Origin of the sequence: Bacillus sp. RE35 (assembly GCF_052146655.1) — a bacterium.
GTDB lineage: Bacteria > Bacillota > Bacilli > Bacillales > Bacillaceae_G > Bacillus_A > Bacillus_A cereus.
Genome location: NZ_CP197377.1, coordinates 3,695,463 through 3,716,069 on the forward strand (window position 1 = coordinate 3,695,463; position 20,607 = coordinate 3,716,069).

Genomic DNA, 20,607 nt, shown 5'->3' on the forward strand with positions numbered 1-20,607 from the left:
CTTCACTAAAAAAGCCCTGATACCGTAGTATCAAGGCTTTTTTAGTTCATAAATTATATAAAACTTACGTTTATCTGATAATGTTTTTCTATGATATCACTACTTGTTATTAATTATTGGCTTTTATGTGGTTGTTTTTCATTTTGCAACCACATAAAATTGTAATAATAGGGAATTAAAAAACCCTTGATACTAGTTGTATCAAGGGTTCAAGCCTCTTAGTATAGAGACATATATTGATCGCGTTCCCATTGGTGAACTTGTGTTCTAAAGATATCCCACTCAATCTCTTTCGCTTCGATGAAGTGCTCAAGTAAGTGTTCTCCTAGTGCACCGCATACTACTTCATTAGATTGTAATGTAACTAATGCTTGCGCTAATGTTGCTGGTAAGTCAACGATACCTGCTTCTTCGCGCTCTTCTTTTGTCATTACATAGATGTTACGATCTACTGCTGCTGGTGGAGTTAATTTGTTTTTAATTCCATCAAGACCTGCAGCTAATAATGTAGCCATTACTAAATATGGGTTTGCAGCTGGGTCAACACTACGCACTTCTACGCGTGTACTAATACCACGAGATGCAGGGATACGTACTAACGGACTACGGTTTTGTGCAGACCATGCTACGTAACAAGGCGCTTCATATCCAGGTACTAGACGTTTATATGAGTTTACAGTTGGGTTTGCTATCGCTGTAAATGCTGGTGCATGTTTTAAAATACCTGCGATGAAGTGACGAGCATCATCACTTAATTGTAAGTCACCGTTTGCATCAAAGAATACGTTCTCACCATTTTTAAATAATGATAAGTTACAGTGCATACCTGAACCGTTCACACCGTATAGTGGTTTTGGCATAAACGTTGCGTGTAAACCATGTTTACGAGCAATTGTTTTTACAACAAGTTTGAATGTTTGAATGTCATCACATGAGCGAATTGCATTTGCATATTTAAAGTCAATTTCGTGCTGTCCTGGAGCAACCTCATGGTGAGATGCTTCAATTTCAAATCCCATTTCTTCAAGTTCAAGAACGATATCACGACGACAGTTTTCCCCTAGATCCATCGGCGCAAGGTCGAAGTATCCACCGTTATCGTTTAGTTCTAATGTTGGATTTCCTTTTTCATCAACCTTAAATAGGAAGAATTCTGGCTCTGGTCCAAGATTGAAGTCTGAAAATCCTAAAGCTTCCATTTCTTTTAACACACGTTTTAAGTTGTTACGTGGGTCTCCATCAAATGGAGTGCCATCTGCATTGTAAATATCACAGATTAGTCGAGCTACTTTACCTTTTTCAGCTGTCCAAGGGAAAATTACCCAAGTGTCTAAATCAGGATATAAATACATATCAGACTCTTCAATACGTACGAAACCTTCAATCGAAGATCCATCAAACATCATTTTGTTATCAAGAGCTTTCGTTAATTGTCTCACTGGAATCTCTACGTTTTTAATTACCCCTAAAAGGTCCGTAAATTGTAAACGGATATACTTTACATTCTCTTCTTTCGCCAAACGGAAAATATCTTCTTTTGTGTATCTAGACATTATAAATTCCTCCTTAGTCCCTCTAATCGCCTTCAGAATCAGTTATCTTTAGTGAAAAAATCTTGAAATGTCACCTTGTCGCAATGAAGTTCGATTGAATCTACCTGTATGTTGTAGTTCATCTCGAAGTATTTTGCGAAGCTCAGTTTTTGAAATTTCTTTCGTTTCTTCTTTTACTTTCACTGCTTCTGTTTGATTTTCTTTCATTAGTAACACTTGTTTAATACCAGCCATATTCAGGCCTTGATCTAACAAATCTTTAATTTCTAACAACTTATCTACATCGTTAAATGAAAATAATCTACGATTCCCCTTTGTACGGGTTGGAGAAACAAGATTATGCTCTTCATAGTAGCGAATTTGACGTGCAGACAATTGTGTTAAATCCATAACAATACCAATAGGAAACAGCGGGGCAGAACGTCTATCTTCTTTCATTTTTCAGTTCCTCCTTCGCCTTAACTGCTTCTCATTTTATACCATGTTATGTTTAGTGTCAATAGATGTTAGCTTTTCTCACATGATTTTTTATAATTTTTTTTACGAATTTTTTCATTCTTTTTTCTAATCGCATAAATCATTACTTTTATACGAAAAAAGCTGCCAAAATCGACAGCTTCCCATTAAGAAATTATTAATAAATTCTTTTCAATCAATTCGTCAATCGCAGAACAAATCGCAATTTTAACATGCGAATACGTTAAGCCACCTTGCACATACGCAACATACGGTGGTCTAATTGGACCATCAGCAGACAATTCAATACTTGCACCTTGAATAAACGTTCCCGCCGCCATGATTACATCATCTTCATAACCTGGCATATAGTTTGCATACGGAGTAAAATGCGAATTAATTGGAGATGCATATTGAATCGCTTGGCAGAAGGCAATCATACGGTCTTTATCATCAAATTGAACCGATTGAATTAAGTCTGTTCTTGGCGCATTCCACGCTGGTGACGTGTTCATTCCTAACTTTTCTAAAAACGCAGCTGTAAAAATTGCACCTTTCAGCGCTTGTCCTGCAACATGTGGCGCTAAGAAGAACCCTTGATACATTTCTTGCAGACTGTATAAAGACGCTCCAGCTTCCGCACCAATTCCCGGAGATGTTAAACGATATGCACACGCTTCAACATACTGTTCTTTCCCGACAATATAACCGCCAGTTTTAACAATTCCGCCGCCCGGGTTTTTAATAAGTGAACCCGCCATTAAATCTGCACCAACATGACATGGCTCTTGCTCTTCAATAAACTCGCCATAACAGTTATCTACAAACACAACAACATCAGGTTTAATTTCTTTAACAAACGCGATCATCTCTTTAATTTGAGAAATAGTAAACGATGGACGAGTAGCATAACCTTTCGAACGCTGAATACCGATCATTTTCGTATTATTATGAATCGCCGCTGCAACAGCCTCAAAATCAACAAGCCCAGCACTAGTTAGCGGAACTGCATTGTAACCGATATTATATTCTTTAAATGAACCTACACCTTTCCCACGCACACCAACAATTTCCTCTAACGTATCATACGGTTTCCCAGTGATATATAATAACTCATCTCCCGGGCGTAAAATACCAAATAACGCTGTAGAGATAGCGTGAGTACCTGAAATAATTTGCGGACGAACAAGTCCAGCTTCCGCCCCAAATACATCAGCATACACTTTTTCTAACGTATCACGGCCAATATCATCATAACCATAACCTGTTGTCGGGATAAAATGCGAGTCACTAATTTTATGTTTCCGAAAACTTTCTAATACACGAAACTGATTGCTTTCAATCACTTCATCCGCACGTTTATGTACTTCTGTAATCTGACTCTCTACTTCTTTTACAATTGGAGCAATTTTTTCTCCATTTTTCAAACGATCAAACATTTTTATTTTCTCCTTCTTCCACTAAAAATCTCTTTAATTGCACATTAAGCGATGAATGAGTAAAAATATACCCTGCACAATCATATACAAATTTATCTTCTAGAAACTCCATCTTTGCTAATAGAGTTTCCGTCTTTAAAAGCGTTAACAACTTACCTTCACTCGGAGGGATTTCCACTCGATAACAATCCATTTCTTTCTTCATCTTCGTTTCTATCGCTTCTTTTATACGCAATAAATCACTTTCTTCAAAAGCACTAGTCATTAAGAAATCACTTTTCGGAAACGGAATAAAGTTTTGATGTAATTCATCTTTTTTATTATATAACGTAATAATAGGAATATGGTTAATTTCAAGTTCTGATAATAATCGTTTTACTGTTTTTTCATGCCCTATGTAGTTAGAATCCGCGGAATCAACTACATGTAAAATGACATCTGCTTCCCCCGCTTCTTCCAGTGTCGAACGAAAAGCAGCGATTAATGAAGTGGGTAAATCTTGTATAAAACCAACAGTATCAGTTAGTAATACTGTATAACCAGAAGGTAACGGCATCTTCCTCGTCGTTGGGTCTAATGTTGCAAACAGAAGGTTTTCTTCAAACGTATCAGCTTCCGTTAATCTATTAAACAGTGTCGATTTCCCTGCATTTGTATACCCTATTAACGAAACTTGAAATACTTTATTATCTTTTCTTCTCTCACGATATCTTTTTCGATGTTCCACAACAACTGCAAGTTGTTTCTTTATTTCATCAATACGGGATCGAATATGACGACGATCCGTCTCTAATTTCGTCTCACCCGGTCCTCTCGTTCCAATACCACCACCAAGACGCGATAAGGACAATCCCTGCCCCATAAGACGCGGCATTGTATATTGCAACTGAGCTAATTCTACTTGAAGCTTACCTTCCCTCGACTTCGCACGTTGCGCAAAAATATCCAGTATTAGTTGCGTTCGATCAATTACTCTCGCATTTAATACTGAGGATAAATTCCGAATTTGACTCGGCGTTAATTCATTATTAAATACAATAACATCCGGCTCTAATTCTTCAGTTAACATTGTAAGCTCTTCTAATTTCCCTTTACCTATGTAAGTTGCCGGATGAAACTTTGGTCGTTTTTGCGTTGTTGACACTAACAATTCTGCTCGTGCAGTCTTCGCTAGTGATGCAAGCTCTTTCATGGAATGCATAAATTTTTCATCATCATCTTGTGGCAATTGACAGCCTACTAATATGACTTTTTCTTTTTCTTCCATCAAATATGTTCACTCATCCTTTTCGAAATTTAAACCTTCTAATATAATAGCAGAGGAAGCACATTTCATCTAGTTAGCGGGGGAGAAAATTCATGGCATGGGAGATTTTTAGCATCATAGGCACAATCGCTTTCGCACTAAGCGGAGCCATTGTTGCAATGGAAGAGGATTATGATATTTTCGGGGTGTATATTTTAGGAATGGCAACCGCATTTGGGGGAGGTGCCCTTCGTAATTTATTAATCGGTTATCCAATTGTCGCATTTTGGCAACAAGACATGTTATTCCAAATCGCACTTTTATCAATGACTATTATTTTTCTTTTTCCAAATAAGTTAATTAGACATTGGAAAAAGTGGGAAAATATCACTGACGCTATCGGCTTATCAGCATTTGCTGTACAAGGAGCATTATATGCCCAAAAATTAAATTTACCAATTAGCGCCACAATTGTAGCAGCTGTTTTAACTGGTATCGGCGGCGGTATCATTCGCGATCTTTTAGCCCGCAGAAAACCTCTCGTTCTTCGAGCTGAAGTATATGCCTTTTGGACAATTTTAGCAGGTTTCTTAATTGGCGCTCAAATTATTGTTAGCGATTGGGCTCTTTACATTTTATTCATTTTAATTGTTTGCTTCCGCATGGTTTCTATTCATTACAAATGGCATTTACCGCACAGACGTATCGAAACGAAAGAACGTTCAATGCATAAATAGCAATCTAACCTCTTTACATATCGTAAAGAGGTTTTTCTTTTCTAACGATTTTTTCTTTATATAATGTTTATACTAATTTTTAAAGTGAGGTGAATACAAATGACAAACCACGTTAATAAAGGAGCTCAAAAAAGCTCAGTAAATCAATTCGGGCACGATCCTAATTCAGCACACGAAAAGAGCGCTAAAATGGAACACTTCCATAAAGCACACCAAGAAAAAGCAAAAAAAGAGTAAACGAACTTATACACAAAAATCGACGCACAGTTTATGTACTGTGCGTCTCCTCTTCGAGCATCAAATCCATGCTCGATATTCCAATTAAATCATTTTTATCATAGGCATCTTCTTGCAACAACCGCATCGCCTGTGTACGAATTGATTTTTCAACAATATTCCGTACATACCGCCCATTACTAAACGATGTAATTTGCGACGAATACTTTACAGCATGTAAATGATCCCTAAATTTCCATTCAGCCTCTTTCGATAACTGATATTCACGCTCTTCATACATTCTTTTCCCAATTTCCAACAACTGATTTACCGAGTAATCCGCAAATTCAATAATAAATGGAAAACGAGATTGCAGCCCTGGATTTAATGAAAGAAAGTGATTCATCTCTCTTGAATATCCAGCTAAAATCAATACAAAACCATGTTGTTTATCTTCCATATGTTTTACAAGCGTATCAATTGCTTCTTTTCCAAAGTCCTTCTCTCCTCCTCGAGCTAAAGAATACGCCTCATCAATAAACAAAATACCTCCCATTGCTTTTTTTATTAAGTCTCTTGTTTTTTGGGCTGTATGGCCGATGTACTCTCCTACAAGATCAGCACGTTCAGCTTCAACCAAGTGGCCTTTCGATAGAATATTCATCTCAAACAGCAATTTTCCTATCATTCTAGCAACTGTTGTCTTCCCTGTACCTGGATTCCCTTTAAACAGCATATGAAGTACTTGCTTCTCTGACTTCAATCCCTTCTCTTGTCTTTTTTTATTCACATAAATCCAAGCATATATTTCTTTTATTATCTTTTTTATATCATCCATCCCAACAAGCTTCCCCATCTCTTCTTCAATTCTCTGCAGCATTTCATGTTTAATTGTAGTTTCATTTGAAATTACCGTTTTATTTTCTGCGGCTGGCAAAGAAATTTTCTTTCGATGGTTTAACACAATATTAATTTGATTATTGTTTTTCTTTCGCATCGATTGTTCCATACAATCACCTCATTTTATCCACTCACCAAATATTATTATTCCTGTCCCCCTTGTAAATGCCTATTTTCAGAAAAGTTTGCTATAATATAAGAAATAATTAAGGTGGTGGGACTATGGAGACAACGGAATTCCATGATACAATACAAGCCTTTTCTATTTTTTTATTGAATAAAGGCCGAAAACCCTCAACTATTAAACGTTATGTTTATGACGTTGAAGACTTCGGACATTGGTTAGAAAAAAACAAAAAGCTCCCTTCCAGTAATATATGGGCTACACTTTGTACAAAAGACTACGAAGATTACTTTTCCGATTTAAAAACGAATCGACATTACTCAGAAAAAACGATGCATCGTGTATTTATTGTACTAAATAGAATGCATCATTTTCTAAACATTCCTAATCCATTGAAAAATATGGAGATATCTATTCAACCAGACCGTACACTTCGTAACGAAGATTTCATTTCACCTGATGAAGAAAAAAGGTTAAAGTATATAGTCACTTCATTAGAAGGACTTTCAGAAAAACAACTTCCTGTGCGCCCCTTATTAATGGATCGCAATATTGCTATTTTAAATCTATTGATTGACTACGGTTTATCCTTACAAGAACTTACAGCATTAACAATGCATCACGTTCACTTTGAAACTAACACATTATCAATCCCAGCAACCGCAGGTGTAGAAAGAACAATTACATTAGCAAAAGAAGACAAAAAACAACTATATAATTATTACAAAAGCATCCCGGAACCAGTTCGTCCTAAATACCATAGTGATGATCCATTATTTGTCGCATTCGATTTTAACCGTGGAACATACAGGTGGGTATATGAAAATGATGCACCAAAGGCATTAACGGAAATTGCTATACAAAAAATGATTCGCCTCGAAGTGGCTAGAGCCAATTTACGTAAAGGAATTTCAGGACAACATTTTCGTAACACCTATATTTTAAACTTAATAAAAAAAGAAACTCCTGAATCAGAAATTATAAAACTCGCTGGATTCAAATCAAAAATTTCATTAAAGCGATATTATCAATACGCAGAAAATAGAAAAAACGCCTTATTGTAAGGCGTTTTTTCTATTTTTTCTTTAAACAAACGATTTTATTATGACCATTTAACTAATTTCTGCATCTACTATGATGAGTTTCGTTCACATTTTCGTGAGAAAGGAGAGATTTAATGTCTCGTTATAACGACAATCAAAACAAATTCTCCAAACCATGCTTTCCAAGTAGCGCCGGACGAATTCCAAATACTCCATCAATCCCAATTACTAAAGCTCAACTTAGAACATTTCGTGCGATTATTATTGATTTAACAAAAATAATCCCAAAACTTTTCGCAAATCCATCTCCCCAAAATATTGAAGATCTAATCGATACATTGAACCTACTGAGTAAATTTATTTGTTCACTAGACGCTACTTCCTCCCTGAAAGCACAAGGGTTAGCTATTATTAAAAACTTAATAACTATATTAAGAAATCCAACCTTTGTAGCAAGCGCTGTATTTATTGAGCTTCAAAATCTCATTAACTATTTACTATACATTACAAAATTATTCCGAATTGACCCTTGCACACTTCAAGAGCTCCTTAAATTAATAGCAGCATTACAAACTGCTCTAGTTAATTCTGCTTCGTTCATTCAAGGACCTACCGGACCTACTGGACCAGCAGGCGCTACTGGTGCCACTGGGCCTCGAGGTAACACGGGCGCTACTGGTGCCACTGGGCCTCGAGGTAACACGGGCGCTACTGGTGCCACTGGACCTCAAGGTAACACGGGCGCTACTGGACCTACCGGTGCCACTGGGCCCCGAGGTAACACAGGCGCTACTGGACCTACCGGTGCCACTGGACCTCGAGGTAACACGGGCGCTACTGGGCCTCGAGGTAACACGGGCGCTACTGGCGCTACTGGACCTCAAGGTAACACAGGTGCTACTGGTGCCACTGGGCCTCGAGGTAACACGGGTGCTACTGGCGCTACTGGACCTCAAGGTGTTCAAGGTAACACAGGTGCTACTGGTGCCACTGGACCTCGAGGTAACACGGGCGCTACTGGCGCTACTGGACCTCAAGGTGTTCAAGGTAACACAGGTGCTACTGGTGCCACTGGACCTCGAGGTAACACGGGCGCTACTGGCGCTACTGGACCTCAAGGTAACACAGGTGCTACTGGTGCCACTGGACCTCGAGGTAACACGGGCGCTACTGGCGCTACTGGACCTCAAGGTAACACAGGTGCTACTGGTGCCACTGGACCTCAGGGTGTTCAAGGTAACACAGGTGCTACCGGCGCTACTGGTGCTACTGGACCTCAAGGTAACACGGGTGCCACTGGCGCTACTGGTATAGGAGTTACCGGACCTACTGGACCTTCTGGCGGGCCTCCTGGACCTACTGGACCTCAAGGTAACACAGGTGCTACCGGCGCTACTGGTGCTACTGGACCTCAAGGTGTTCAAGGTAACACAGGTGCTACTGGTGCTACTGGACCTCAAGGTGTTCAAGGTAACACAGGTGCTACCGGCGCTACTGGTGCCACTGGACCTCAGGGTGTTCAAGGTAACACAGGTGCTACCGGCGCTACTGGTGCTACTGGACCTCAGGGTGTTCAAGGTAACACAGGTGCTACCGGCGCTACTGGTGCTACTGGACCTCAGGGTGTTCAAGGTAACACAGGTGCTACCGGCGCTACTGGTGCTACTGGACCTCAGGGTGTTCAAGGTAACACAGGTGCTACCGGCGCTACTGGCGCTACTGGACCTCAAGGTGTTCAAGGTAACACAGGTGCTACCGGCGCTACTGGTGCTACTGGACCTCAAGGTGTTCAAGGTAACACAGGTGCTACCGGCGCTACTGGACCTCAAGGTGTTCAAGGTAACACAGGTGCTACCGGCGCTACTGGACCTCAAGGTGTTCAAGGTAACACAGGTGCTACTGGACCTCAGGGTGTTCAAGGTAACACAGGTGCTACCGGCGCTACTGGACCTCAGGGTGTTCAAGGTAACACGGGTGCTACCGGCGCTACTGGCGCTACTGGACCTCAGGGTGTTCAAGGTAACACGGGTGCTACCGGCGCTACTGGCGCTACTGGACCTCAAGGTGTTCAAGGTAACACAGGTGCTACCGGCGCTACTGGACCTCAGGGTGTTCAAGGTAACACAGGTGCTACCGGCGCTACTGGACCTCAAGGTGTTCAAGGTAACACAGGTGCTACTGGTGCCACTGGACCTCAAGGTGTTCAAGGTAACACAGGTGCTACCGGCGCTACTGGACCTCAGGGTGTTCAAGGTAACACAGGTGCTACCGGCGCTACTGGCGCTACTGGACCTCAAGGTGTTCAAGGTAACACAGGTGCTACCGGCGCTACTGGACCTCAAGGTGTTCAAGGTAACACAGGTGCTACCGGCGCTACTGGTGCTACTGGACCTCAAGGTGTTCAAGGTAACACAGGTGCTACCGGCGCTACTGGACCTCAAGGTGTTCAAGGTAACACAGGTGCTACCGGCGCTACTGGACCTCAAGGTGTTCAAGGTAACACAGGTGCTACCGGCGCTACTGGTGCTACTGGTGCTACTGGACCTCAGGGTGTTCAAGGTAACACAGGTGCTACCGGCGCTACTGGTGCTACTGGACCTCAAGGTGTTCAAGGTAACACAGGTGCTACCGGCGCTACTGGACCTCAAGGTGTTCAAGGTAACACAGGTGCTACCGGCGCTACTGGTGCTACTGGACCTCAAGGTGTTCAAGGTAACACAGGTGCTACCGGCGCTACTGGTGCTACTGGACCTCAAGGTGTTCAAGGTAACACAGGTGCTACCGGCGCTACTGGACCTCAAGGTAACACGGGTGCCACTGGCGCTACTGGACCTTCTGGCGGGCCTCCTGGACCTACTGGACCTACTGGACCTCAAGGTAACACAGGTGCTACTGGCGCTACTGGTGCTACTGGACCTCAAGGTGTTCAAGGTAACACAGGTGCTACCGGCGCTACTGGTGCTACTGGTGCTACTGGACCTCAGGGTGTTCAAGGTAACACAGGTGCTACCGGCGCTACTGGACCTCAGGGTGTTCAAGGTAACACGGGTGCTACTGGCGTTACCGGTGCCACTGGACCTCAAGGTGTTCAAGGTAACACAGGCTCTACCGGGCCTCAAGGCATTCAAGGACCAACGGGTGCTACCGGCGCTACTGGCATAGGAGTTACTGGACCTACTGGGCCAACTGGACCTAGCTTCCCTATAGCAACAATTGTTGTAACAAACAATATTCAGCAAACAGTACTGCAATTTAATAACTTTATTTTTAGTACTGCAATTAACGTAAACAATATTATCTTCAACGGCACAGATACAGTTACTGTTATTAACGGTGGTATTTATGTAATTAGCGTATCCATTTCTACAACTGCGCCAGGATGCGCTCCACTCGGAGTAGGAATTTCAATTAATGGAGCAGTCGCAACTGATAATTTCTCTTCAAATTTAATAGGCGACTCACTTTCATTTACTACAATCGAAACATTAGCAGCTGGTGCAAGAATCTCTGTCCAATCTACTCTTAATGAGATTACGATCCCTGCGACAGGAAATACTAACATCCGCCTTACTGTATTTAGAATCGCTTAAATTTCACTATATATTGTTTATGACAAATAAAAAAAGAGCGAGGAAACTCGCTCTTTTTTGTTATGTACAATAATTCATTACTATTCTAATTCAATTGAAACATTTTTTTGTGGTACAAATGTAGAAATTGCATGTTTATAAATAAGCTGTTGCTTACCTTCTGTTTCCAGCAGGACTGTAAAATTATCAAATCCTTTAATTAGTCCACGAAGCTGGAAACCATTTAATAAGTACAGCGTAACAAACGTATTTTCTTTACGGAGTTGATTTAAAAACTGATCTTGAATATTGATTGATTGCTTCATGTCGAATCCTCCTCTTTTTCTCTACTTACTATTATTCGACTTTACTTGTAACTTTCCTTCTATGTATCGTAAAATTTCTGACGTTTTTTCACCGTTTGTAACATCAAACCACGTGACATCCATTTTATTACGGAACCACGTTAATTGACGTTTTGCATAACGACGCGAATTCGTCTTTAATTGTGATACCGCATCTTCTAAAGAGACTCGATTCTCAAAATAATCATAGATTTCTTTATATCCAATCGCTTGAATAGATTGACAATCTCGTATCCCTCTATTATACAGCCCTTCTACTTCCTCTAATAGGCCTTGTTCCATCATCAAATCCACTCGTAAGTTAATGCGATCGTATAGCATTTCTCGATCCATTGTCAAGCCAATTAATGAAACATCATAGAGTAACTCTTTTTCTTGTTTCTCAATTTGTTCACTCATTTTTTCACCCGACGTGTGGAAAATTTCTAACGCCCGAATGACACGTCGTACATTATTTGCATGAATACGCTCCGCACTTTCTGGATCTACTTCTTGCAATTTTTTATGTACATATTCCACACCGCGTTCTAAAGCTAACTTTTCCATTTGCTCTCGGTATATCACATCACCAGCATCATCTGTAAACTGATAATCGAATAAAACAGATTGTATATAAAGACCGGTCCCACCAACTATAATTGGTAATTTACCACGTTCTGTAATTTCTCGAATATGCTTGCGAACACGTTCTTGAAATTCCGCGACAGAAAATGAATCTTCCGGATTTTTTATATCGATCATATAATGTGGAATTCCGTCCATCTCTGCTTTTGTTACCTTTGCGGTTCCAATATCCATCGTTCGATAGATCTGCATGGAATCACCACTAATAATTTCACCGTTCAACGCTTTGGCAAGATCGATACTTAACTTCGTCTTTCCAACAGCAGTTGGTCCAATGATGACAGCAACTTTTTCACGTTGCACTTCTCCCATATCATTCAACTCTCTTTATGTAATATACTCCATCTATTGATTATACCCAATCTTACCAATTTTAACGGCATGATTGCAAGTTCTTTCATTTCGGTACATGAAATTATACAGAAAAAAGAACATAGTTTGTCCAATTCTGCATATACATGATAAAAATAGTTTCGAGAGGATGAGTTAACTATGAAACAATCCACCATCAATTTTTCATCTTTGACAAAAGACCTCATTTTAGCCACTTCTACAAAAGAACAAAATTGTTCACAAGAGGAATTATACTTCGCCCTAAATTGTTTACTACGGGCTTTTCATTCTACTCTCCATGAAACAACATTACATCCAGAAAATAAAAATACAGAATATATACAAACGCAATTTTGCAGTGCATATAAAATTATTACAGGTAAAACTATTTATCCATTTCAATAATCCATAAAAAGCGGCTGCTTACATAGTTTCAAGCAACCGCTTTTTATATTAATATCGATAACCTATTGTATAACTTTCACTTTTACAGATTTGCGCCCCCAGCTATTAGCACTACCATCTGAACCGACTAATACATCAATACGATTTCCTTTAATCGCACCACCGGTGTCTCCAGCAATCGCTTCTCCATATCCTTCTACCCATACTTTTGATCCAAGCGGAATTACTTTCGGATCAACAGCAATTACTTTCATATTTGGATTTGCTGTTAAATCATGCCCCATTGCAGTTAATACACGACCACCATACGAACCATTCTCACTCGGATCTGCTGTATATGCCGTCGCTTCTACTGTAATTTCACGACCACCAGTAGGCGCACTTGTTTCAGTAGATTTTGCAACTGGTTTTGCAGCCGGTTTTTCTTTTACTACAGGTTTACTTGATTCTACATTCTTAATAGAATCGTTACTCTTAACAGACTCTTTATTCTTAACTACTGTATTATTTTTAACTGGCGTATTTGTTCTAGCTGGCGCTTCTTCTTGAGCTACAACCTCTTTCTTTTCGATTACAGGTGCTGTTCCTGTTAAAAATGGCACGTGAACATATCCAACTTTTCCATTGTAGTCGAATTGTAACCATTCATTTTGAACTTGATTCGTCGTTTCAATCACATCATTTTTATTAAGTTTACCTAAAATTTCAGAATCAGTATTCGCTCCAGCACGAACATTTAATACGCCCGCCGTTACATAATATGTGCTCTTTGTAAAATCGGCACTTACAAACGCTTCCTTACCGTTCAACTTAATTTTTGTCCATCCATTTTCTGTATTTATAACATCTAGTGTATTCCCACTGAACACTTTACCTACAAGCTTTGACTCTACATTTGGGTTTTCTCTAACATTTAATACGTCTGTTGTTACAATTGTTTCCGCTTTAGCAGAACCCGCAAAAATCCCAAGACCAAAAACTGCTGCTGTTGCTATACCTAATAATTTTTTCATGAATAGCCTCCATTTGCTTTGTTTTCGTATTTTCATTATAGCAACAGATTTTTAGAATTTTTAGAAATCACACAATTACAAAGCATTCGTAATATACGATTAACGAGTTGTAACATAAATTTCCATATTAATAAAATGCATTTCTAATACAATCTCCAGTGGTTTTCATATATTTTTCATATACGAGCACAAGAACTTTTTTCCAGAAAAAATTACAGTGTTACTTTTTTGTTACAAAAAATTCACAATTCGTTACATCTTTTACCAAAAAACATCAATATTCAATTGTTAACCTATTTTTTTGTAATAAAAAGAGAGCAGCTACTAAAAACTGCTCTCTTTTTATTTGTTATTGAACTTTCTTTTTCCAAACACCTAGCATAACAGCCGAGACAATTGTTCCAATTAATATAGAGAAAATATATAGTAACGGTTTATTTACTAACGCTATTACAAATAATCCACCATGCGGTGCCGGTAATGTAATTTGGAATAACATAGATAACGCACCTGCAATACTTGAACCAACAACACAACTTACGATTACTCGAACCGGATCTGCAGCTGCAAACGGAATCGCACCTTCTGTAATGAACGACGCTCCCATAATATAATTTGTTAAACCAGATTTACGTTCCGCTTCTGTAAACTTTGATTTAAAGAATGTAGTTGCGAATGCAATCGCAAGTGGTGGTACCATCCCACCAGCCATAACTGCTGAGTGCACTCCAAAATTCTGCGCTTCTATTGCAGCAATACCAAACGTAAATGCCGCTTTATTAATTGGCCCCCCCATATCAATTGCCATCATACCACCTAAAATAAGACCTAGTAATATAGCATTCGTACCGTTTAAACCATTTAACCACCCTGTCAACATTTCATTTAATGCTACTACAGGCGGAATTACTACTTTTTGCATTACAACTCCTGTAATCAATAATCCAAAGACTGGATATAACAATACAGGTTTAATTCCTTCTAATTGTACTGGTAGTCCTGAAAATAATCTTTTCAACCCTAAAACAACATATCCAGCTAAGAAACCAGCAATTAATCCACCTAAAAATCCAGCATTCGCATTCGCCGCTAAAAATCCACCTACAACACCAGGCATAAAACCAGGACGATCAGCAATAGAACTTGCAATAAATCCAGCTAAAATTGGTACAAGGAATAAAAACGCACCTGTTTTTCCTCCACCAATTGACATGAACAATTCAGCTAAAGGACCTTCCGCCTTTATACCACCAAACGAAAACGCTAGCGCTATTAAAATCCCGCCACCAACAACGAATGGAAGCATATTACTTACACCGCTCATTAAATGCTTATAAATTCCTAATCCTTTTTCTCCCTCAATACTTTCTGATTTCCCGTCCTCTTTTACACCTTTAAAGATTGGTGCATCTTGTTTGACAGCTCGCTTAAGCAGATTTTCCGTTTTTCGAATCCCATCAGCAACTGGCACTTGAATGACATGTTTACCAGCAAAACGATTCATTTCTACTTGTTTATCCGCCGCAACAATAATAGCTGTTGCACGTTCAATATCCTCTTTCGTTAAACCGTTTTTAATACCTGTTGATCCGTTTGTTTCAACTTTAATCGCTATTCCTAACTCTGTCGCTTTTGCTTTTAAGCTATCCGCTGCCATATATGTGTGAGCGATTCCAGTTGGACAAGCTGTAACAGCAAGTACGTACGGTTCATTTCCTTCTGGTTTTGCGACTTCAATCTCTTCTTCTTTTTCATTCTCTTTTTCATCAAATAGTTGAAGAAGCTCACTTTCATCCTTTGCTTCTAATAGTTGCTTGCGAAATCCTTCATCCATTAATAATGTCGATAAACGAGACAACGTTTCTAAATGAGTATTATTCGCTCCTTCACTTGCAGCAATCATAAAGAATAAGTGTGCTGGCTGTCCGTCAAGCGACTCATAATTGATACCGCTTACACTTCTACCAAAACAAATCGATGGTTGTTTAACAGCCTTTGTCTTCGCATGAGGTATTGCAATACCTTCCCCTATTCCAGTCGTACTTTGGGCCTCCCGCTTTAAAATAGCTTCTTTAAATTCCGTTTTACTATTTAAACGATTTGCCCCGTTTAATTTCTCAACTAATTCATCTATGACAGCTTCTTTATTTGAAGCTGTCAAATCCATAATGACTGTATCCCTTTTTAATAGTTCTGTAATTTTCATATGTTGCTTCCCCCTATCGCTTAGCTACAATTACTTGCGACAATAATTCTTCTACTTTTTCCTTCTTACATAAATCAGCTGAAAATGCTGTTGCACTCCCTGTTGCAACGCCGTATTGAAATGCCTTTTCAATATCTTTTGTCTGTTCATATTTGCCTACAAACCCTGCAACAAGAGAATCCCCGGCCCCAACTGAATTAATTACAACACCTTTTGGAACAGTCGCTTCATATATACCTTCTGCCGTAAATAATAAAGCTCCCTCTCCAGCCATCGATACGATAACGTGTTTTACACCTTGTTCAATTAATTTTCTTCCATAAGGTAAAACGTCCTCTACTGTTGAAAGCTCCACTCCAAACAACTCACCAAGTTCATGGTGGTTTGGCTTAATTAAAAATGGCTTATTTTTAATTACATGTTGCAGTGCACTTCCACTTGCATCTACTACTACACGAATACCTTTTTCAGCTCCAAACGCAGCAATTGATTCGTAAAAGGTACTTGGAATAGAAACTGGTACACTCCCAGCAAGTACAACACAATCTCCAGGTTGCATACTCTCAATTTTTTTCATTAACTGTTCGAACTGCTCTTTTGTTACAATAGGACCTTGGCCATTTAATTCTGTTTCTTCTTCCCCTTTTATTTTCACATTAATGCGAGTATCTTCATCTACTTGGACGAAGTTTGTTGTTACACCTTCCGTCTGTAATACCTCTTTAATAAATTGACCAGTAAATCCACCAGTAAATCCAAGTGCTATATTTTTAACACCTAAACGCTGAAGAACACGAGAAACATTAATTCCTTTTCCTCCAGGAAACTTCATATCTTTTTCCGTTCGATTTATTGTTCCTAAATCAAAGGAAGAAACTTGCACTACATAATCAATAGATGGGTTTAAAGTAACTGTATAGATCATTGTTTATCAGCCTCAATTACATTGGTTTGTTGTTTATATTTTTCTAAATCAATTTCTAAATGGTTTGTAATAATATTTGCATCTTCAACATTTGCAATTTTCGCAAACGCAACTTCTGAAAACTTACTTTCATCAATTAAGAAATATCCTTCGTTTGCTAATGTTAATGCCATTTGTTTTAAGAGCGCTTCTTCTGGATCTGGCGTTGTAAAGCCAAGCTGTTCATGTACACCATTTGCACCTAAAAAACATTTATCAAAACGATACTTCTGCATACTTTCCTGTGCCATAGCACCGATTAAAGCTTTCGTCCTACTCTTCATCATTCCGCCTAGTAAATACGCACGAATATTATTTTCAACTAAAGCTTCAATATGCATAAGTCCATTCGTAACGACAGTAACATCTTTATTTATTAAAAATGGAATCATTTCAAATGTTGTACTTCCTGCATCTAAATAAATACAATCACCTTGTTCAATAACGCTAGCCGCATACTTAGCAATTTGTTGTTTTATTTGAATGTTTTTGGATGATTTTTCGACCATCGTTGGTTCTTGCCCTTTTCCTGTTAAAACAGCGGCACCACCATGAACTCTTTTTAATAACCTTTGCTTTTCCAATTGTGCTAAATCACGGCGAATTGTCGACTCAGAGCTTTCTGTTCTTTCAACTAATTGCTGTAATTTTACAACTTTCTGTTCTTTTACAAGTTGCAATATCATTTGATGACGTTCAGGAGTTAACATTTTATTCACCTCTTCTTTGATTACAGTATAATGAAAACGGTCACAAAAATCAACCATAAACAATCAAAAATAATCAAAAACATCCACAAACATTTATAAACAGCAAAAAAAGAAACCTATTCGATCAAACAATCAAATAGATTTCTTTTCTAAATTCACTTATAAAGAAGCTTTATATATACTTAAAACATCATCTTTATTTAATTTTTTAAAGTTACCAAATTCACCATACGCCATCGCTTTATCCGCCATTAAATCAATTTCATTTTCTCCAATAGCGTAATCAGATAATGTTACTGGCGCCTCAATTGAAGTCCAAAATTGACGTAACGCCTGAATTCCTTCTAACGCAATTTCTCGATCAGTCTTTCCATCTGTTTCTACATTGAATACTCGAATAGCAAACTGTTTAAAACGACTTACATTTCCCTCTACAACATGCTTCATCCAGTTCGGGAATAAAATCGCAAGGCCACCCCCGTGTGGTATATCATGAACAGCAGAAACTGCATGCTCAATATTATGAGTCGCCCAATCTCCTTTTACTCCCATTGCTAAAATGCCGTTTAACGCCATAGTACCACAATATAAAATAGTTTCTCTATGCTCATAATTTTCTAAATCACTTAAAAGCTTAGGAGCTGTCTCAATTACTGTTTTTAAAACAGCTTCACAATAACGATCTTGCAGTTCTGTATTCGTTCCATGATGGAAATATTGTTCTAATACGTGCGACATAATATCTACCATACCGTAAATTGTTTGATCTTTCGGTACAGAAGTAGTATGAACTGGATCTAAAATCGAAAACTGCGGGAAAGTAACCGGGCTACCCCATCCATACTTTTCATTCGTTTCCCAGTTTGTAATTACCGAGCCTGCATTCATTTCAGATCCTGTTGCTGCAAGAGTAAGTACAGTACCAAATGGTAATGCCTCATTAGCAAATGTTTTTTTCGTTACAATATCCCATACATCTCCATCGTACTTACTACCAGCTGCAATTGCCTTCGTACAGTCGATTACACTTCCTCCACCAACTGCTAAAATAAATTCAACACCATTCTCTTTACAAATTTGAATCCCTTTCTTTACAGTTGATACACGTGGATTCGGTTCAACACCTGTTAATTCAAATACTTCTGCATTAATATCCTTTAAAATAGAAATTACATTATCATAAATACCGTTTCTTTTAATGCTGCCTCCCCCGTATACGAGAAGAACTTTTTTACCGAACTGTGGAATTTCAGTTTTTAACTGTTCTAATTGACCTTTACCGAAAATAAGTTTCGTTGGATTACGAAATACAAAATTTTGCATATTTCTTTACCATCCCTTCTATATGAAAAGCAACTATACTTTTGTATACCATATTTTTTTCATTTCACAAAAATATTTGCTTAATAAAAAAATCCCAGCCTACAGGCTGAGATTTTTTTATTGGTAATAAGGTGAGATCATTAAGTAAACAATAACACCAGATAAACTTACATATAACCAAATCGGCATCGTCCAACGTACAATTTTACGGTGACGTGTTAATTGATTTGTAAAACCAAATACAAGCGCAAACAATGCAAGTGGTACGATAATTGCTGCTAGGATAATATGTGTAATTAAAATGATGAAATACACATATTTAATGAATCCTTCTCCGCCAAAATGTGTTGCCGGTGCTAAGTAATGATACGATAAATACGACACACAAAATAGTAAAGTTGTCGTAAATGCTGCAAGGATAAAACCACGATGCATTTTCACATTCTTTTTAATGATAGAGAATAACGCTGCTAATAAAAATACGAACGTAAAGCTATTAAAAATCGCGTTTAACATTGGTAAAATCGTTACATCAAAATGTACTTCTCCTTCATAGCCAACAGGTCCAAAGAACAAAAATAAAATAATCGCATTTACAATTACAGAAAGCGTTATCACAATAGGAGCATAGCTTTTCTGATTTGTTGATTGATCCACCAAAATGGTCACTCCCTCTTCCTTTAAGTATGTATACATAACCTCACTATTTTAACATATTATTCACAGTGTAAATGTGACAATAGTTTGACACAGCAAGACCAGACAAAGAAAAAAATCCTTCTTAATAAAACTTCTTAAGAAGGATTTTATCGCTTTATTATTCAAATAGCAATGCGATTAGTTTTTGTTAAAAAATGTATCGCTATATGCTTGAAAAATTTCAGACACTTGATATCCCATTAATGAAATTGCTGTTAATGAAAAGAAACCAATCATAAGAAATCGAAACCACATATAAATCTCCTCCTTGTATTTAGCTTAAAAAACGTTAGCTACCTTACAAGTTGCGTGGCACTCTTCATCATCACTTTCCTTTTTCCTTACAATTGCTGTAATAAATCGAATCATAAAGAAAACTACAAAAGGAAATTGTTCGTAATTCACATTGGCATAGTTTAGCAACGGCTCGCGCTGCACATCGAACGGAGATGAGAAGGAATAGAACATACCTTGCTCTTCCATATATACAATTACAATTTTCATGCAAAATACGATTCCTAGAAACGAAACAATATCTTGCCATTCTGTCGTATATAACAGGTTATACAGCTCTAATACGTACTCTTCCATCATCATCCCCCCTTCCTTTTTTACCATTTTGCTCGCCTTCGTATAAAAAGTCAAGAAAAAAGTTTATATTCACTATGACAATAGTAATTAC

The 20,607-nt window shown here is 38.4% G+C and carries 19 protein-coding genes; 5 read left to right on the top strand and 14 right to left on the bottom strand.

Annotation, left to right across the window (positions count from 1 at the left end; genetic code table 11):
- Positions 1-218: 218 nt before the first annotated feature.
- The 4 genes from glnA to hflX all read right to left on the bottom strand — a co-directional run bounded on the left by glnA (position 219) and on the right by hflX (position 4,715).
- Positions 219-1,553, bottom strand: coding sequence for a type I glutamate--ammonia ligase (glnA, locus tag ACTL4X_RS18795; RefSeq protein WP_000092763.1), 1,335 nt, complete (start codon positions 1,551-1,553; stop codon positions 219-221).
- 48 nt (positions 1,554-1,601) lie between these two features.
- Entirely contained in the window at positions 1,602-1,991 is a 390-nt protein-coding gene (gene glnR, locus ACTL4X_RS18800) for a transcriptional repressor GlnR (protein ID WP_000656783.1), read from the bottom strand.
- A gap of 185 nt (positions 1,992-2,176) precedes the next feature.
- Positions 2,177-3,448, bottom strand: coding sequence for a methionine gamma-lyase family protein (locus tag ACTL4X_RS18805; RefSeq protein WP_000460304.1), 1,272 nt, complete (start codon positions 3,446-3,448; stop codon positions 2,177-2,179).
- Positions 3,441-4,715, bottom strand: a complete 1,275-nt coding sequence (gene hflX, locus ACTL4X_RS18810) for a GTPase HflX (RefSeq protein WP_000391408.1) — start codon at positions 4,713-4,715, stop codon at positions 3,441-3,443. The genes ACTL4X_RS18805 and hflX overlap by 8 nt, the downstream gene beginning before the upstream one ends.
- Positions 4,716-4,807: 92 nt before the next feature.
- Here hflX and ACTL4X_RS18815 point away from each other — a divergent pair, with 92 nt between their 5' ends.
- Positions 4,808-5,431 (top strand): trimeric intracellular cation channel family protein, encoded by a 624-nt coding sequence (locus tag ACTL4X_RS18815; RefSeq protein ID WP_000312267.1) that lies wholly within the window; start codon positions 4,808-4,810, stop codon positions 5,429-5,431.
- Between the two features lie 99 nt (positions 5,432-5,530).
- The gene (locus tag ACTL4X_RS18820; RefSeq protein WP_000181500.1) at positions 5,531-5,668 is read left to right on the top strand and encodes a hypothetical protein; all 138 of its coding nucleotides are present in this window, start codon (positions 5,531-5,533) and stop codon (positions 5,666-5,668) included.
- A 31-nt stretch (positions 5,669-5,699) separates the two neighbouring features.
- Here ACTL4X_RS18820 and spoVK read toward each other — a convergent pair whose 3' ends face one another.
- Positions 5,700-6,656, bottom strand: coding sequence for a stage V sporulation protein K (gene spoVK / locus ACTL4X_RS18825; RefSeq protein ID WP_000438178.1), 957 nt, complete (start codon positions 6,654-6,656; stop codon positions 5,700-5,702).
- Between the two features lie 113 nt (positions 6,657-6,769).
- Here spoVK and ACTL4X_RS18830 point away from each other — a divergent pair, with 113 nt between their 5' ends.
- Together ACTL4X_RS18830 and ACTL4X_RS18835 are read left to right on the top strand one after the other, a co-directional pair.
- Positions 6,770-7,735 carry a tyrosine-type recombinase/integrase gene (locus tag ACTL4X_RS18830; protein WP_000450326.1) on the top strand — a complete coding sequence of 322 codons (966 nt, stop codon included), beginning with the start codon at positions 6,770-6,772 and terminating at the stop codon, positions 7,733-7,735.
- Positions 7,736-7,848: 113 nt separating this feature from the next.
- Entirely contained in the window at positions 7,849-11,304 is a 3,456-nt protein-coding gene (locus tag ACTL4X_RS18835; RefSeq protein ID WP_441394940.1) for a Gly-Xaa-Xaa repeat protein, read from the top strand.
- Positions 11,305-11,384: 80 nt separating this feature from the next.
- Here the strand turns inward: ACTL4X_RS18835 and hfq are convergent, their stop codons facing one another.
- Positions 11,385-11,609 carry an RNA chaperone Hfq gene (gene hfq / locus ACTL4X_RS18840; RefSeq protein ID WP_000813896.1) on the bottom strand — a complete coding sequence of 75 codons (225 nt, stop codon included), beginning with the start codon at positions 11,607-11,609 and terminating at the stop codon, positions 11,385-11,387.
- A 21-nt stretch (positions 11,610-11,630) separates the two neighbouring features.
- Positions 11,631-12,584: a tRNA (adenosine(37)-N6)-dimethylallyltransferase MiaA gene (gene miaA, locus ACTL4X_RS18845; protein WP_000504928.1), complete on the bottom strand. Its 954-nt coding sequence runs from the start codon at positions 12,582-12,584 to the stop codon at positions 11,631-11,633.
- A 180-nt stretch (positions 12,585-12,764) separates the two neighbouring features.
- Between miaA and ACTL4X_RS18850 the strand changes: the two genes are divergently transcribed.
- The gene (locus ACTL4X_RS18850) at positions 12,765-13,010 is read left to right on the top strand and encodes a hypothetical protein (protein ID WP_000814429.1); all 246 of its coding nucleotides are present in this window, start codon (positions 12,765-12,767) and stop codon (positions 13,008-13,010) included.
- Positions 13,011-13,072: 62 nt separating this feature from the next.
- On the opposite strand, the gene entD is transcribed toward ACTL4X_RS18850, so the two are convergent.
- From entD to ACTL4X_RS18885, 7 genes are all read right to left on the bottom strand, one after another.
- A complete protein-coding gene (gene entD / locus ACTL4X_RS18855; RefSeq protein ID WP_000734610.1) occupies positions 13,073-14,023 on the bottom strand; it encodes a cell wall-binding protein EntD in 951 nt (316 codons plus the stop codon).
- A 349-nt stretch (positions 14,024-14,372) separates the two neighbouring features.
- On the bottom strand, positions 14,373-16,229 hold the full coding sequence (locus tag ACTL4X_RS18860) for a PTS fructose transporter subunit IIABC (protein WP_000704605.1): 1,857 nt from the start codon (positions 16,227-16,229) through the stop codon (positions 14,373-14,375).
- Positions 16,230-16,242: 13 nt separating this feature from the next.
- A complete protein-coding gene (pfkB, locus tag ACTL4X_RS18865) occupies positions 16,243-17,154 on the bottom strand; it encodes a 1-phosphofructokinase (RefSeq protein ID WP_086401012.1) in 912 nt (303 codons plus the stop codon).
- Positions 17,151-17,903 carry a DeoR/GlpR family DNA-binding transcription regulator gene (locus tag ACTL4X_RS18870; protein WP_000957279.1) on the bottom strand — a complete coding sequence of 251 codons (753 nt, stop codon included), beginning with the start codon at positions 17,901-17,903 and terminating at the stop codon, positions 17,151-17,153. The genes pfkB and ACTL4X_RS18870 overlap by 4 nt, the downstream gene beginning before the upstream one ends.
- A 159-nt stretch (positions 17,904-18,062) precedes the next feature.
- Positions 18,063-19,226, bottom strand: coding sequence for an iron-containing alcohol dehydrogenase (locus ACTL4X_RS18875; protein ID WP_001179093.1), 1,164 nt, complete (start codon positions 19,224-19,226; stop codon positions 18,063-18,065).
- Between the two features lie 117 nt (positions 19,227-19,343).
- Positions 19,344-19,886, bottom strand: coding sequence for a DUF420 domain-containing protein (locus ACTL4X_RS18880; protein ID WP_000228315.1), 543 nt, complete (start codon positions 19,884-19,886; stop codon positions 19,344-19,346).
- 318 nt (positions 19,887-20,204) lie between these two features.
- Complete coding sequence (locus ACTL4X_RS18885; protein ID WP_002041693.1) at positions 20,205-20,543, bottom strand: hypothetical protein; 339 nt, start codon at positions 20,541-20,543, stop codon at positions 20,205-20,207.
- Between the last annotated feature and the right edge of the window lie 64 nt (positions 20,544-20,607).

Excerpts from the sequence above, each read along its gene's own strand:
- entD (WP_000734610.1), bottom strand. The coding sequence starts at position 14,023 with ATGAAAAAATTATTAGGTATAGCAACAGCAGCAGTTTTTGGTCTTGGG.
- glnA (WP_000092763.1), bottom strand. The coding sequence starts at position 1,553 with ATGTCTAGATACACAAAAGAAGATATTTTCCGTTTGGCGAAAGAAGAG.
- ACTL4X_RS18830 (WP_000450326.1), top strand. The coding sequence starts at position 6,770 with ATGGAGACAACGGAATTCCATGATACAATACAAGCCTTTTCTATTTTT.
- miaA (WP_000504928.1), bottom strand. The coding sequence starts at position 12,584 with ATGGGAGAAGTGCAACGTGAAAAAGTTGCTGTCATCATTGGACCAACT.
- ACTL4X_RS18805 (WP_000460304.1), bottom strand. The coding sequence starts at position 3,448 with ATGTTTGATCGTTTGAAAAATGGAGAAAAAATTGCTCCAATTGTAAAA.
- pfkB (WP_086401012.1), bottom strand. The coding sequence starts at position 17,154 with ATGATCTATACAGTTACTTTAAACCCATCTATTGATTATGTAGTGCAA.
- ACTL4X_RS18820 (WP_000181500.1), top strand. The coding sequence starts at position 5,531 with ATGACAAACCACGTTAATAAAGGAGCTCAAAAAAGCTCAGTAAATCAA.
- ACTL4X_RS18870 (WP_000957279.1), bottom strand. The coding sequence starts at position 17,903 with ATGTTAACTCCTGAACGTCATCAAATGATATTGCAACTTGTAAAAGAA.
- ACTL4X_RS18885 (WP_002041693.1), bottom strand. The coding sequence starts at position 20,543 with ATGGTAAAAAAGGAAGGGGGGATGATGATGGAAGAGTACGTATTAGAG.
- ACTL4X_RS18875 (WP_001179093.1), bottom strand. The coding sequence starts at position 19,226 with ATGCAAAATTTTGTATTTCGTAATCCAACGAAACTTATTTTCGGTAAA.
- ACTL4X_RS18835 (WP_441394940.1), top strand. The coding sequence starts at position 7,849 with ATGTCTCGTTATAACGACAATCAAAACAAATTCTCCAAACCATGCTTT.
- glnR (WP_000656783.1), bottom strand. The coding sequence starts at position 1,991 with ATGAAAGAAGATAGACGTTCTGCCCCGCTGTTTCCTATTGGTATTGTT.
- spoVK (WP_000438178.1), bottom strand. The coding sequence starts at position 6,656 with ATGGAACAATCGATGCGAAAGAAAAACAATAATCAAATTAATATTGTG.
- hfq (WP_000813896.1), bottom strand. The coding sequence starts at position 11,609 with ATGAAGCAATCAATCAATATTCAAGATCAGTTTTTAAATCAACTCCGT.
- ACTL4X_RS18815 (WP_000312267.1), top strand. The coding sequence starts at position 4,808 with ATGGCATGGGAGATTTTTAGCATCATAGGCACAATCGCTTTCGCACTA.
- hflX (WP_000391408.1), bottom strand. The coding sequence starts at position 4,715 with ATGGAAGAAAAAGAAAAAGTCATATTAGTAGGCTGTCAATTGCCACAA.
- ACTL4X_RS18850 (WP_000814429.1), top strand. The coding sequence starts at position 12,765 with ATGAAACAATCCACCATCAATTTTTCATCTTTGACAAAAGACCTCATT.
- ACTL4X_RS18860 (WP_000704605.1), bottom strand. The coding sequence starts at position 16,229 with ATGAAAATTACAGAACTATTAAAAAGGGATACAGTCATTATGGATTTG.